Source organism: Rathayibacter sp. AY1E8 (assembly GCF_002931415.1).
Taxonomy (GTDB): domain Bacteria; phylum Actinomycetota; class Actinomycetes; order Actinomycetales; family Microbacteriaceae; genus Rathayibacter.
Genome location: NZ_PSVI01000015.1, coordinates 1 through 12,784, shown reverse-complemented (window position 1 = coordinate 12,784; position 12,784 = coordinate 1). Strand labels below are relative to the sequence as shown.

The following is a 12,784-nucleotide window of genomic DNA, read 5'->3' as shown; positions in this document are numbered from 1 at the left end:
CTCTATGAACGCGCTCACGTCCGTGCAGCCCGGGCGCGTCGCCCCGGAGGCGGCCTCGCCGAGCGCGGTAGCGCCCGCGCCCCGACCCGTGGCAGGGTCGTACGGCCGACGAAAGGACGACGATGTCGAACGACCGAGCCCTGCGCGTCGCGATGGTGGGGACCGCCTTCATGGGCCGCACCCACTCGCACGCCTGGCGCACCGCCTCCCGCTTCTTCCCCCTCCCCCTCCGCCCCGAGCTCGCCGTGCTCGTGGGGAGCAACCCCGACTCGACCGCCGAGCGCGCCGAGCGGCTGGGCTGGAGCGAGGCCTCCACCGACTGGCGGGCCGTCATCGCCCGCGACGACATCGACCTCGTCGACATCTGCACCCCGGGCGACACCCACGCCGAGATCGCCATCGCGGCCCTCGAGGCCGGCAAGCACGTGCTGTGCGAGAAGCCCCTCGCCAACTCCGTCGAGGAGGCGGAGCGGATGGTCGCCGCGGCCGCCGCCTCCGGGAAGGTGGCGATGTGCGGCTTCAGCTACCGCCGCACCCCGGCCCTCGCCCTCGCGAAGCGCTTCATCGAGGAGGGCCGCCTCGGCGACATCCGCCACGTGCGCGCCCAGTACCTGCAGGACTGGCTGTCCGACTCCGAGGCGCCGCTGACCTGGCGCCTGCAGAAGGAGCGCGCGGGCTCGGGCGCCCTCGGCGACATCGGCGCGCACAGCATCGACACCGCTCAGTGGCTGACCGGCCGCGGCATCACCTCGGTCTCGGCGACGCTGCGCACCTTCACCACCGAGCGCCCCGTGCTCAGCGAGCAGGTCGGCCTCGGCGGCCGTGCCGGTGCCGACGCCCCGCGCGGCGCCGTGACCGTCGACGACGCCGCGGCCTTCACCGCCTCCTTCGAGGGCGGCGCCCTGGGCGTCTTCGAGGCGACCCGCGTCGCGACCGGCCGCCGCAACGCCAACCGGATCGAGGTGAACGGCGAGCTCGGCTCGATCGCGTTCGACTTCGAGCGGATGAACGAGCTCGAGTACTACGACGCCCGCGACCCCGAGGAGGCGCAGGGCTTCCGGCGCATCCAGGTCACCGAGCCGGCGCACCCGTACATGTCGGCCTGGTGGCCGACCGGGCACGGCATCGGCTACGAGCACCTCTTCACCCACCAGGTCGTCGACCTCGTCGAGGCGATCGCCGGCGGCACGGCGGTCACGCCCACGTTCGCCGACGCCCTCGACGTGCAGCGCGTCCTCGACGCGGTGGCCACCAGCGCCGGCGCGTCGTCCGTCTCCACGCCGGTCGCCCGCTGACCCGCCCGTCCCCTCCCCGCGAGATGCCGCTCCGGTACGCCTCCCCTGCGTGTCGCGTACCCGAGCGGCCTCTCGCGGAGGGGGACGGAGGGCTGGTGCGGGACGCGTTCGGCGCCGTGCGCCGATCCTGCGCCATAATGCGCCTATGAGCAAGAAGATTGACGCCGCGCATCGCGCGCTGGTAGACGCCCTCGACAAGCACGCCCGACTCGTCTCGGACAAGGAGTCGAAGCCGCGGAAGGTCGAACGGGCGGGAGCCGAGCTCCGCGCCGCGACGAAGGCGTACGCCGTGCTCGTGTCCGCGCGCACCGGCGCCGCGAGCCCCTTCGCCGACCTGGCCGACCCCCGCCTGGACAAGCCGACCATCGCGTCGCTCCGGGCCGAGCGCGACGCGATCGCGAAGCGGATCGCCAAGCACGAGGCGTCGGCGGGCGAGGACGGCGCGCTCGCGAGCTGAGCGGCCGGCGCGGCGCGGTCTGGCGCTGAGCAGCAGCCCCAGCGCTCTCGAGAGCTCGTGCGCGCGGCACGGCGCGATCCCGCGCTGAGCGGCCGCCACGGCGCGCTCAGGCGGTGAGCGGGCACCTCCTCTGCCTCCGAGTCGCCGTGTTACGCGCGGGTTCCGCGCGGGTCCGAACGCCTTCGTAAGGCGATCCCCGGGATCCGCGCAGTCGCGGCGCCGAGCGACCGGAGGCCGGTCGCAGCGCCGGCGGTGACCAGCACCGCTCGGTCGGCGCCGAGTGCCCGGATCCTCTCCACGGAAGGATCCCCACAGCCATGACCCTGCGCACCCGACTCCTCGCGACCTCCGCGATCGCCGCCTCCGCCGCCCTCCTCCTCGCCGGCTGCTCCGGCGCGGGCGGCGGCGACGACACCGTCCGCATCGGCGTGGTCGGCGCGAGCGACCCCTACTGGGCCACCTACGAGAAGGCCGCCGCCGACGCCGGGATCGACGTCGAGATCGTCGACTTCAGCGACTACAACCAGCCCAACCCGGCGCTCACCGAGGGCGAGATCGACCTCAACCAGTTCCAGCACATCGCCTACCTGGCGCAGTACAACACCTCGGCCGACGCCGACCTCGTGCCGATCGGCGCGACCGCGATCTACCCGCTCGGCCTCTACTCCTCGCAGTACGACGACCTCGCGGACATCCCCGCCGGCTCCACCGTCGCGATCCCCAACGACGAGACCAACCAGGCGCGCGCGCTGCTGGTGCTGCAGTCGGCCGGGCTCGTCGAGCTGAAGGACGGCGGCGGAGTGCTCTCGAACGTCGACGACGTCGAATCCTCCTCGAAGGTGGAGGTCACGGCACTGGAGGCCTCCCTCACCCCGACGTCGCTCCCGGACGTGGCCGCCGCGATCATCAACAACGACTTCATCGAGAACGCGGGCCTCAAGGCCTCGGACGCGATCGCCCAGGACGACCCGAGCGACCCCGCCTCCCTGCTCTACACGAACATCTTCGCCGCCCGGGCCGACGACGCCGAGAACGAGACCTACACGAAGCTCGTCTCGATCTACCAGGACAGCCAGGACGTGCTCGACGGCGTCTCGGAGCAGTCCGGCGGCACCGCGGTCTTCCTGAAGACCCCCGCCTCCGAGCTGGAGACCTCGCTCGAGTCCGCCGAGACCGACATCTCCGCCGCCTCCTGACTCCGGCACCCGCGGCACCGCGCCGGTCGGGTCCTCCGCTCGCGGAGCTCCCCTCCGGCGCGGTCCCGCGCCTCCCCCGCAACAGAAAGGGCGCCCCGTGCCGCTCATCCGCATGACCGACGTGCGCAAGGTGTACCCCGGCGCAGGGCGCGGCGCCGCCCCGACCGCGGCCGTCGACGGCGTGAGCCTCGAGATCGACGCGGGCGACGTCTACGGCGTGATCGGCTACTCCGGCGCCGGCAAGAGCACGCTCGCGCGCCTCGTCAACGCCCTCGAGCCCGCGACCAGCGGCAGCATCGAGATCGACGGCCGCGAGACCGTGGGCCTGCCCGAGCGCGAGCTGCGCCGGCTGCGCCTGGGGATCGGGATGATCTTCCAGCAGTTCAACCTGTTCGGCTCGAAGACCGTGGGGCAGAACGTCGCCTACCCGCTGCAGGTCGCGGGCGTCCCGCGCACGGAGCAGCGCGCCCGCGTCGACGAGATGCTCCGCTTCGTCGGCCTGAGCGACAAGGCGCGCAGCCACCCGGAGCAGCTCTCGGGCGGGCAGAAGCAGCGCGTCGGCATCGCCCGCGCCCTCGCCGCCTCCCCGCGCATCCTGCTGGCCGACGAGGCCACTAGCGCGCTCGACCCGGACACCACCGGCGAGGTGCTCGCCCTCCTCCGCCGCATCAACGAGGAGCTGGGCGTCACCATCGTCGTGATCACCCACGAGATGGACGTGGTCCAGCAGCTCGCGACCAAGGTCGCGGTGATGGAGTCGGGCCGCATCGTGGAGCGCGGGCCCGTCTTCGACGTGTTCTCGGCCCCGCGCGAGCCGGTCACCCGCCGCTTCGTCTCCACGGTCGTCCGCTCGGTGCCCTCGCCCGCGGAGGCGGCCGTGCTGCGTACGCGCCACCGCGGCCGGCTGGTCACGCTCTCGTTCTCGGACGACTCCGCCTCCCAGGGCGACGTCTTCGCCGAGGTCGCGGCCGCCGGCGTGCCGCTCGAGCTCGTCTACGGCGGCATCACCGACGTCCGCGGACGGGCCTTCGGCCACCTCACGGTCGCCCTCGACGCGCCGGACGGCGTCGTCGACCCCCTCCTCGCCCGCCTCGGCGGACGCGTCGCCCTCACGGAGGTGCCCCGATGAACGAGCTGATCCCGCTCCTGCCCAAGCTCGTCCAGGCGACCGGCGAGACGCTCTACATCGTCGCGCTGAGCCTCCTCTTCGGCGGGCTCGGCGGACTGCTGATCGGACTGGGCCTGGCGCTCACCCGCGGCGGCGCCCTCTACGCGAACCGGATGGTCTACGGACTGCTCAACGTGATCGTGAACGTGTTCCGGCCGATCCCGTTCATCATCTTCATCGCCGCGGCCCAGCCGCTGGCCCGGCTGGTGGTCGGCTCCGGCATCGGCACGGACGCCATCGTCTTCACCCTCTCGCTCGGCGCCGCCTTCGGCATCGGGCGGATCGTGGAGCAGAACCTGCTGACCGTGCAGCCCGGCGTGATCGAGGCGGCGCGGTCGGTCGGAGCGAGCCGGTTCCGGATCGTCCGCACGGTACTGCTGCCGGAGGCGCTCGGTCCGCTGATCCTCGGCTACACGTTCGTGTTCGTCGCCGTGATCGACATGTCGGCGGTCGCCGGATACATCGGCGCCGGCGGGCTCGGCAACTTCGCGATCCAGTACGGCTACCGGCAGTTCGAGCCGGTCGTCACCTGGGCCGCGGTGCTCGTGATCATCGTGATCGTGCAGCTGGTGCAGCTGCTCGGCAACGTGCTGGCCCGGCGCGTCCTGCGCCGCTGAGGCCGCCCCCGCACGGACGCGAGACGCCACTCCGGTACGCGACACGCGAGGGTCGCTGTACCGGAGTGGCGTCTCGTGGAGGCCCGTCCGCCGGGGCGGGAGGCGTCAGTAGCGCGGCTTGCGCTCCGGGCGCTCGCTCGAGCGGCTCGGGCCGCTGGGGCGTGCGCCGCGGTCGGCGCCGGCGCGGCTCGGACGGCGGTCCGGCTTCAGCTCGATCAGCTGCCCGCTGATGCGGGTGTCGGCGAGGCGGTCGAGCACGTCCTGGGGCAGGTCGGCCGGCAGCTCCACGATCGAGAAGTCCGGGCGGATGTCGATGTGCCCGAAGTCGCCGCGGTTGAGGCCGCCCTCGTTCGCGAGCGCGCCCACGATCTGGCGGGGCTCGACGCGCTGGCGGCGGCCGACCTCGATCCGGTACGAGGCGAGGTTGCTGTTCGCCGGGCGCTGACGGCGCTCGGGACGCTCGCCCCGGTCGCCGCCGCGGTCGAAGCGGTCGCCGCGCTCGGGTCGGTCGCCGCGGTCGGGCCGGGAGTCGCGGTCCTCGCGCTCGCGACGGGCGAAGCGGGGGTCGTCGGGCGAGAGCAGCAGCGGCTCCTCGCCCTGCGCGACGATGGCCAGCGCGGCGGCGACGTCCGACTCGACCACGTCGTGGTGCTCGACGTAGTGGCCGATGATGTCGCGGAAGCGCTGCAGGCGCTCGGTGTCGGCGAGCGCCGCGGTGATCGCGTCGTCGAAGCGCGAGAGGCGGGTGACGTTGACGTCCTCGACGCTCGGCATCCGCATCTCGGTCAGCGGCTGGCGGGTGGCCTTCTCGATGGCGGCGAGGAGGCGGCGCTCGCGCGGCGTGACGAAGCTGATCGCCGCTCCGCTGCGCCCCGCGCGGCCGGTGCGGCCGATGCGGTGGACGTACGACTCGGTGTCGATCGGGATGTCGTAGTTGACGACGTGGCTGATGCGCTCGACGTCGAGGCCGCGGGCGGCGACGTCGGTCGCGACGAGGATGTCGAGCTTGCCGGACTTCAGCTGCTCGACGGTGCGCTCGCGCTGGGCCTGGGCCACGTCTCCGCTGATCGCCGCCGCGGTGTAGCCGCGGGCGCGCAGCTTCTCGGCCAGCGTCTCCGTCTCGCTCTTCGTGCGGACGAACACGATCATGCCCTCGAAGTTCTCGACCTCGAGGATGCGGGTGAGGGCGTCGACCTTCTGCGGGTACGACACCATCAAATAGCGCTGGGTGGTGTTGACGGAGGTCGTGGTCTTGTTCTTGACCGTGATCTCCTCCGGCTCCTTCAGGTACTTGCCGGAGATGCGGCGGATCTGCGCGGGCATCGTCGCCGAGAACAGCGCGATCTGCTTCTCGACGGGGGTGTCGGCGAGGATCGTCTCGACGTCCTCCGCGAAGCCCATCTTGAGCATCTCGTCGGCCTCGTCGAGAACCAGGAACTTCAGCTGCGAGAGGTCGAGGGTGCCCTTCTCGAGGTGGTCCATGATGCGGCCGGGCGTGCCGACGACGACGTGGACGCCGCGGCGGAGCGCGGAGAGCTGGGTGCCGTAGCCCTGGCCGCCGTAGACGGGGAGGACGTGGACGCCGCGGAGGCCGGACGCGTAGCGCTCGAACGCCTCGCACACCTGCAGCGCGAGCTCGCGGGTCGGGGCCAGCACGAGGGCCTGCGGCGTCTTCTGCGAGACGTCGAGGCGCGAGAGGATCGGCAGCGCGAACGCCGCGGTCTTGCCGGTGCCGGTCTGGGCGACGCCGAGGACGTCGCGGCCGGAGAGGAGGGACGGGATCGTCGCGGCCTGGATGGCCGAGGGCGTCTCGTAGCCGACCTCCTTGAGGGCCTTGAGGACCGGGTCGGAGAGACCGAGGTCGGAGAAGGTGAGCGTGGGGGCGCTCTCGGAAGCGGTGTCGGCTTCGGGGGCGGAATCGGGGGTATCGGTGGACGCCATGGTGCAACGGTAGTGCTCCGGCGGCGCCGCCGTCCGAGGGAACCCCGAACGCTCGGGCGATCCCGACCCTCCGGAGGCGCCTCGAGCGCCCGTCACGGGGTGAAGTCGAGCAGCACCTTGCTCGAGCGCGAGGCGTCGCGGGCGAGCTCGAAGGCCTCGAGCGCGCGCTCCAGCGGCACCACCTGCGTGACCACCGGCGCCACCGCGAGGCTCCCGTAGGCGAGCGCCGCCAGCACCTCGTCGATCTCGTCGACGAAGCGGAAGGAGCCGATCAGGCGCAGCTCCCGGGTGATCGCGAGCGAGATCAGGGCCGGCTGCTCGCCCGAGGGGAGGAGTCCCACCATCACGACGGTGCCGCCGCGGGCGGCGCCCCGGACGGCCGAGCCGAGGCCGCGCGGGCTGCCCGAGGACTCGAAGACGACGTCGGCGGCGACCTCGGCGATCGCGGCTGCGTCGGTCGCGCGGATCGTCCGGGTCGCGCCGACCGCGCGGGCGATCGCGAGCGGCTCCTCGGCCAGGTCGACCGCGACGATCTCGGCCGCCCCCGCCCGCTTCAGCACGGCGACGATCAGCGCCCCGATCGGGCCGCTGCCGATCACCAGCGCGCGCCGTCCCGCCACCTCCCCCGCGCGCGAGACCGCGTGCCAGGCGACGCTCGCCGGCTCCGCGAGCGCCGCCTCCCGGAGCCCGAGGCCGGCGGGCAGCTCGCGGAGCATGCGCGCCGGCAGCACCGCGTGGCGGGCGAACGCGCCCTGGGTGTGCGGCATCCGCGCGGCGCTGCCCAGATAGGTGCCCTCGGTCGCGAGGTTGGGGCGCCCGTCGGGCCACTCGCCGCGAGCGGTCGCGGGGTGCACGGCGACGGCCGCGCCGACCGGGGGTCCCGAGCCGTCCGCCGCTGCCTCGACGACCGTGCCGACCACCTCGTGGCCGAGCGTCAGCGGCTCGCGGAGGATCGACTCGCCCGCGGCGCCGTGCGTCCAGTAGTGCAGATCGGAGCCGCAGATCCCGCCGTACGCGACGGCGACGAGGGCCTCGCCGGAGCCGCGCGGCGCGAGCGGCGCCTCCTCGACGCGGAGGTCGCCGGCGGCGTGGACGACGACGCGGGTGGTGGAGTCGGGGACGAGCGCGGTCATGCGGGTTCCGTTCGGTGGGTCGAGGGGTGGCTCAGACGACGACGGTCATGCCGCCGTCGATGAAGACGACCTGCCCGTTGACGTAGTCCGAGCCGTCGGAGGCGAGCCAGACGGCGGGGCCGATCAGGTCCTCGACGCGGCCCCAGCGCGCGGCGGGCGTGCGCCCGAGGATCCAGCTGTCGAACGCCTCGTCGTCGACGAGGCCCTGCGTCATCTCGGTGTGGATGTACCCCGGAGCGATCGCATTGACCTGGATGCCGTGCTGCGCCCACTCCGCCGTCATCGCGCGGGTGAGGTTGCGGATCCCGCCCTTCGAGGCGGTGTAGGGCGCGATCGTCGGCCGCGCGAGATCGGCCTGCACCGAGGCGACGTTGACGATCTTCCCGGCGCCGCGCGGGATCATCCGCTTCGCCGCCGCCCGGCCGACCACGAAGGCGCTGGTGAGGTTCGTGCGCAGCACCCGCTCCCAGTCGGCGACCTCGAGCTCGAGCAGGGGCACGCGGTGCTGGACGCCGGCGTTGTTGACCAGGATGCGCAGCGGGCCCACCGCCTCCTCGATCCAGGCGACGCCCGCCTCGGCGGCCGCGTCGTCGGTGACGTCGGCGGGGAGCGCTCGCGCGCGGAGGCCGGGCCGAGACGTCCCGCTGCGCGCCGAGACGCCGGCGAGGGGCGGTGTCTCGGCGAGGGGCGGTGTCTCGGCACTGACGGGCAGCGGGAAGCCGGCGCCTCACCGCTGCCGGGCGCGTGAGCGCGGCAGCTCGGCGGAGAGGCGCCGCGCGAGAGCAGCCTCCGCGCGTCGGCGCAAGGGCCCCCGCTCCGGGCGTCCCCGACCTAGCGTCGGAGGATCGGCATCATCGAGCGAAGGAGCACGACATGGCATCAGGAGTCGCAACGGTCTGGGTCCCCGTCACGGACATGGAGCGGGCGGTCGCGTTCTACCGCGACACGCTCGGCCTCGAGGTCAAGGACACCTCGGACGACTGGTCGGAGCTGGACGCCGGCGGGCTGATGATCGGCCTGAACGCCCGCGAGTCGGCGACGGTCGCGGAGCAGGGCGGGGCGGTCATCTCGTTCCAGCCCGAGGGCTCGATCGAGGACGAGCTGGAGCGCCTCACGGCGCGGGGCGCGTCGATCGAGGGCGAGATCAGCGACCACGAGTGGGGCCGCATCCTCCCCTTCAAGGACTCGGAGGGCAACGACCTCCAGTTCTACTCGCCGCCGCAGGGCTGAGCGGAGGGCCGCCGTCGAGGCGGCCGCGACGAGCGGCGGGCGGGCCGGAGCCGGAGGGCTGCGGTCCGCCCGCCTCTGTGCGTCGCGCGGGCGGTCCTTCCCCGCGCAGGTGCGTCGCCCGGCCGGTCCGGTCCTCGGATCGTCTCTCCGCCGCACGTGAGGCCCTCCTTCCAGCCCGCCTCCGCACCTGAGGTCCTAGGATCAGCTGTCCGCCGCATCTGCGGAGCCCACATCCGGAGGTCCCCGTGCGTCGTCGACTGCTCCCCCTCGTCCCGGCCGCTGCCGCGCTCCTCCTGCTCGCGGGCTGCTCCGCTCCGTCGACCCCCGCCGGCGATGCGGCCACCGGCGGCGCGACGTCCTCGGTCGGCGGCTCCCTCACGGTCTTCGCCGCCGCCTCGCTGAAGGGCGCGTTCACCGAGCTCGCCACGGGGTTCGAGGCCGCCGAGCCCGGCGCGCAGGTCGAGCTCTCCTTCGCCGGCTCCTCCGACCTCGCGACGCAGATCGTCAACGGCGCCCCGGCCGACGTCTTCGCCTCCGCCGACGAGCGCACGATGTCCACCGTCGCCGAGGCCGGGCTCGTCGACGGGGACCCGGTCGACATCGCCACGAACACGCTCGAGATCGCCGTGCCCCCCGGCAACCCGGCGCAGGTCGCCTCGCTCGCCGACCTCGCCCGGCCCGGGACCGCCACCGTCGTCTGCGCGCCGCAGGTGCCGTGCGGAGCAGCGGCCGCCGCGGTCGAGCAGGCCGCCGGGGTCGACATCGCCCCCGTGAGCGAGGAGTCGTCGGTCACCGACGTGCTCGGCAAGGTGTCCTCGGGCGAAGCGGACGCCGGGCTCGTCTACGCGACCGACGTCCGCGGGGCCGCGGGCTCGGTCACCGGCATCCCCTTCGCCGAGGCCTCGGAGGCGGTGAACACCTACCCGATCGCGGCGCTGACTGGAGCGGGCGACCCGGCCACGGCGGCGGCCTTCGTCGCGTACGTCGCCTCCGACGCCGGACGCGCGGCGCTCGCGGCGGCCGGGTTCGGAGCGCCGTGAGAGGCGTCGCGGCGTCGGAGTAGGCCTGCAGGGCGGTCGGCAGGACGGTCGGCGGGTCGGTCATAGGAGGGTCGTAGGACGGTCATCGGAGGCGCAGAGCCCCGGCCGCCAGGGTTGCTCGCGACGGACACCACGACCGACGAGGAGCACGACCATGACCCGCATCCCGGAGTCTCGCAGCACGCCCGACGGACCGGCCTACGAGGGCCGCCGGCTCGACCGCCCCGAGGAGGAGGTGGTCGACCAGGGCCTCCCGTTCGACGTGGGCACCCTCTTCTCGCGGCGCGGCGTGCTGACGCTGGTCGGCGCGGGGGCGGCGACCCTCGGGCTCGCGGCGTGCGCCACCGGAGCATCGGGATCCGCCCCCTCCGCCGCCGCGACCGCCACCTCGACTCCCACCGCGACCGCCACGGCCGGGGCCCGCACCGCGGTCGCCGGCGAGATCCCCGACGAGACGGCCGGCCCCTACCCGGGCGACGGCTCGAACGGGGTCGACGTCCTCGAGCACTCCGGGATCGTCCGCAGCGACCTGCGGACCAGCATCGGCGGCGGCGCGACGGCCGACGGGGTCCCCCTGACCCTCACTCTGACGATCCTCGACGCGGCGAACGGGGACGTGCCGTTCGCCGGAGCCGCCGTGTACGTCTGGCACTGCGACGCGCACGGGGACTACTCGATGTACTCCAGCGGCGTCGAGGACGAGACGTACCTCCGCGGCGTGCAGGTCGCCGACGCGTCGGGCGTCGTCTCCTTCGCCTCGATCGTCCCGGCCTGCTACTCCGGCCGATGGCCGCACATCCACTTCGAGGTGTACCCGGGAGTGGACTCGATCACCGACGCGTCGAACGCGATCGCGACCTCGCAGGTCGCCCTGCAGGAGGAGGCGTGCACCGCGGTCTACGCCCTCGAGTCGTATGCGGGCTCGGCCGCGAACCTCGCCCGGGTCGGCCTGGACTCGGACTCCGTCTTCGGCGACGACGGCGGAGCCCTGCAGCTCGCGACGATGTCCGGCAGCCCGGCGTCCGGCTACTCCGCGGCACTCACGGCGAGCGTCGACACCCGCACCGCGCCGACCGCGGGCGCCGCGCCCCGCAGCCGCTGACCCCCGTCCTCCTCCGCGCGACGCCGCTCCGGTCCGCGACACGCCGACGGAGGCGTACCGGAGCGGCCTCTCGCGAGAGGGGAACGGGCGTCAGCGCAGGAGGCGGCGGGCGACGGCCACGGCGCCGAGGGCCGCGAGGACCCAGGGACCGCCGACGAGCAGCGGGTCGAGGATCTGGTGGCGCACGTCGGACCGGCCACGGCGCGAGGCGATCGGGTGCGCGTGCGCCTCGGCCAGCACACCGGTCTCGGTGATCGGATCGTCCGGCCGTGTCGTGAGCAGCGAGCGGAGGTGCGCCCCGGTCGACTCCACCCGGTCGCCCAGCACGAGCAGCAGCCAGTGCGCGTGGCGCCCCTCGCTGAACCGGTCGTAGGCGTAGCGGCGGATCGCGCCCGAGATCCCGTGGAGGGGCTGCGCCGTGCCGAAGACGGCGGGCAGCTCGAGGTGCTCGATGCTCTTCTCGCGACGGCCGTGCGTCCGCATCCTCTCCGGACGCTCCCAGTGCGCGCCCGAGACGAGGTCGCTGCGCTCGCGGGGGAAGGCGGGCCGGTCGGCGGGATCGAGGTCGGCGCCCCAGCCCGGGATGCGGGCACGCAGCTCCTCGGCGGTCGGCACGCGGACGGGGCGGTCGGCGGTGTACGGCACGGGATCCTCCTACGGGACGACGACGGTCTTGATGCAGCCGTCGAGCTTGGACGAGAACAGGTGGTACCCCTCGGCGATGTGCTCGAGCGGGATGCGGTGCGTGATCAGGTCGCTGGGCGTGATGTGCCCGGCCCGGATGTGCTCGAACAGGCGCGGCCACTGCCGGGTGACGGGGGCCTGGTTCATCCGCAGGGTGAGGCCCTTGTTGACGGCGTCGCCGAACTTGACGGCGCTCGCGAGCGGACCGTAGGCGCCCATCACCGAGACGGTCCCGCCCTTGCGGACGCCGTCGATCGCCCAGTTGAGCGCGATCGGCGAGCCGCCCTGCAGCGTGAGCTTGGCGCCGGTGACGTGCTGGAGGAGGTTCCCGTCGGCCTCCGCCCCGACCGCGTCGATCACGACGTCGGCGCCGAGCCCGCCGGTGGTCTTCTTGAGGGTGACGACGAGGTCGTCCTCCTCGGTGTAGTCGATGGTCTCCGCGAAGGCGAACTCGCGGGCCTTGGCGAGGCGGTAGTCGATCTGGTCGACGACGATGACGCGGCCGGCGCCCATCAGCCAGGCGGACCGCGCGGCGGCCAGGCCGACCGGTCCGGCTCCGAGCACCACGACCGTGTCGCCCTCGACGATGTCGCCGAGCTGCGCGCCGAAGTAGCCGGTCGAGAAGGCGTCGGTGAGCATCAGGGCGTCCTCGTGCGGCAGCCACTCGGGGATCCTCGTCGGACCCACGTCGGCGAACGGGACGCGCACGTACTCCGCCTGCCCGCCGTCGTAGCCGCCCGCCGAGTGCGAGTAGCCGTAGATGCCGCCGATCGCGGTGGCGTTCGGATTCACGTTGTGGCAGTTGGAGTAGAGGCCGCGGGAGCAGAACCAGCAGGAGCCGCAGTAGATGGCGAAGGGGACCATCACCGTGTCGCCGACGCTGAGGTTCTCCACCGACGAGCCGACCTCGTCGACCACGCC

At 73.6% G+C, this 12,784-nt stretch carries 13 protein-coding genes; 8 read left to right on the top strand and 5 right to left on the bottom strand.

The genetic code is table 11. The annotated features are described in order from the left end of the window. The first annotated feature begins 122 nt into the window (after positions 1 to 122). The 5 genes from C5C74_RS06315 to C5C74_RS06295 all read left to right on the top strand — a co-directional run bounded on the left by C5C74_RS06315 (position 123) and on the right by C5C74_RS06295 (position 4,733). Positions 123 to 1,295: a Gfo/Idh/MocA family protein gene (locus C5C74_RS06315; protein WP_104233530.1), complete on the top strand. Its 1,173-nt coding sequence runs from the start codon at positions 123 to 125 to the stop codon at positions 1,293 to 1,295. A gap of 145 nt (positions 1,296 to 1,440) precedes the next feature. Next, on the top strand, positions 1,441 to 1,752 hold the full coding sequence (locus C5C74_RS06310) for a hypothetical protein (RefSeq protein ID WP_104351177.1): 312 nt from the start codon (positions 1,441 to 1,443) through the stop codon (positions 1,750 to 1,752). A gap of 317 nt (positions 1,753 to 2,069) precedes the next feature. Next, complete coding sequence (locus tag C5C74_RS06305; protein ID WP_104351176.1) at positions 2,070 to 2,948, top strand: MetQ/NlpA family ABC transporter substrate-binding protein; 879 nt, start codon at positions 2,070 to 2,072, stop codon at positions 2,946 to 2,948. A 97-nt stretch (positions 2,949 to 3,045) separates the two neighbouring features. Then, positions 3,046 to 4,077, top strand: a complete 1,032-nt coding sequence (locus tag C5C74_RS06300; RefSeq protein ID WP_258064106.1) for a methionine ABC transporter ATP-binding protein — start codon at positions 3,046 to 3,048, stop codon at positions 4,075 to 4,077. After that, the gene (locus C5C74_RS06295; RefSeq protein ID WP_104351175.1) at positions 4,074 to 4,733 is read left to right on the top strand and encodes a methionine ABC transporter permease; all 660 of its coding nucleotides are present in this window, start codon (positions 4,074 to 4,076) and stop codon (positions 4,731 to 4,733) included. The genes C5C74_RS06300 and C5C74_RS06295 overlap by 4 nt, the downstream gene beginning before the upstream one ends. A gap of 105 nt (positions 4,734 to 4,838) precedes the next feature. On the opposite strand, the gene C5C74_RS06290 is transcribed toward C5C74_RS06295, so the two are convergent. From C5C74_RS06290 to C5C74_RS06280, 3 genes are all read right to left on the bottom strand, one after another. Then, positions 4,839 to 6,674 (bottom strand): DEAD/DEAH box helicase, encoded by a 1,836-nt coding sequence (locus C5C74_RS06290; RefSeq protein WP_104237941.1) that lies wholly within the window; start codon positions 6,672 to 6,674, stop codon positions 4,839 to 4,841. A 92-nt stretch (positions 6,675 to 6,766) separates the two neighbouring features. Beyond that, entirely contained in the window at positions 6,767 to 7,807 is a 1,041-nt protein-coding gene (locus tag C5C74_RS06285; RefSeq protein ID WP_104351174.1) for an L-idonate 5-dehydrogenase, read from the bottom strand. 31 nt (positions 7,808 to 7,838) lie between these two features. Continuing rightward, positions 7,839 to 8,519 (bottom strand): SDR family oxidoreductase, encoded by a 681-nt coding sequence (locus C5C74_RS06280; RefSeq protein ID WP_104351173.1) that lies wholly within the window; start codon positions 8,517 to 8,519, stop codon positions 7,839 to 7,841. Positions 8,520 to 8,680: 161 nt separating this feature from the next. On the opposite strand from C5C74_RS06280, the gene C5C74_RS06275 reads away from it, so the two are divergent. From C5C74_RS06275 to C5C74_RS06265, 3 genes are all read left to right on the top strand, one after another. Further along, entirely contained in the window at positions 8,681 to 9,037 is a 357-nt protein-coding gene (locus tag C5C74_RS06275) for a VOC family protein (RefSeq protein WP_104233520.1), read from the top strand. A gap of 245 nt (positions 9,038 to 9,282) precedes the next feature. Further along, positions 9,283 to 10,077, top strand: a complete 795-nt coding sequence (gene modA / locus C5C74_RS06270) for a molybdate ABC transporter substrate-binding protein (RefSeq protein ID WP_104351172.1) — start codon at positions 9,283 to 9,285, stop codon at positions 10,075 to 10,077. 154 nt (positions 10,078 to 10,231) lie between these two features. Then, entirely contained in the window at positions 10,232 to 11,179 is a 948-nt protein-coding gene (locus C5C74_RS06265) for an intradiol ring-cleavage dioxygenase (RefSeq protein WP_104351171.1), read from the top strand. 90 nt (positions 11,180 to 11,269) lie between these two features. Here the strand turns inward: C5C74_RS06265 and C5C74_RS06260 are convergent, their stop codons facing one another. Beyond that, positions 11,270 to 11,824: a hypothetical protein gene (locus tag C5C74_RS06260; protein ID WP_104260653.1), complete on the bottom strand. Its 555-nt coding sequence runs from the start codon at positions 11,822 to 11,824 to the stop codon at positions 11,270 to 11,272. 9 nt (positions 11,825 to 11,833) lie between these two features. Continuing rightward, the coding region (locus C5C74_RS06255) for a zinc-binding dehydrogenase (RefSeq protein ID WP_104351170.1) at positions 11,834 to 12,784 on the bottom strand (951 nt) is incomplete at its 5' end.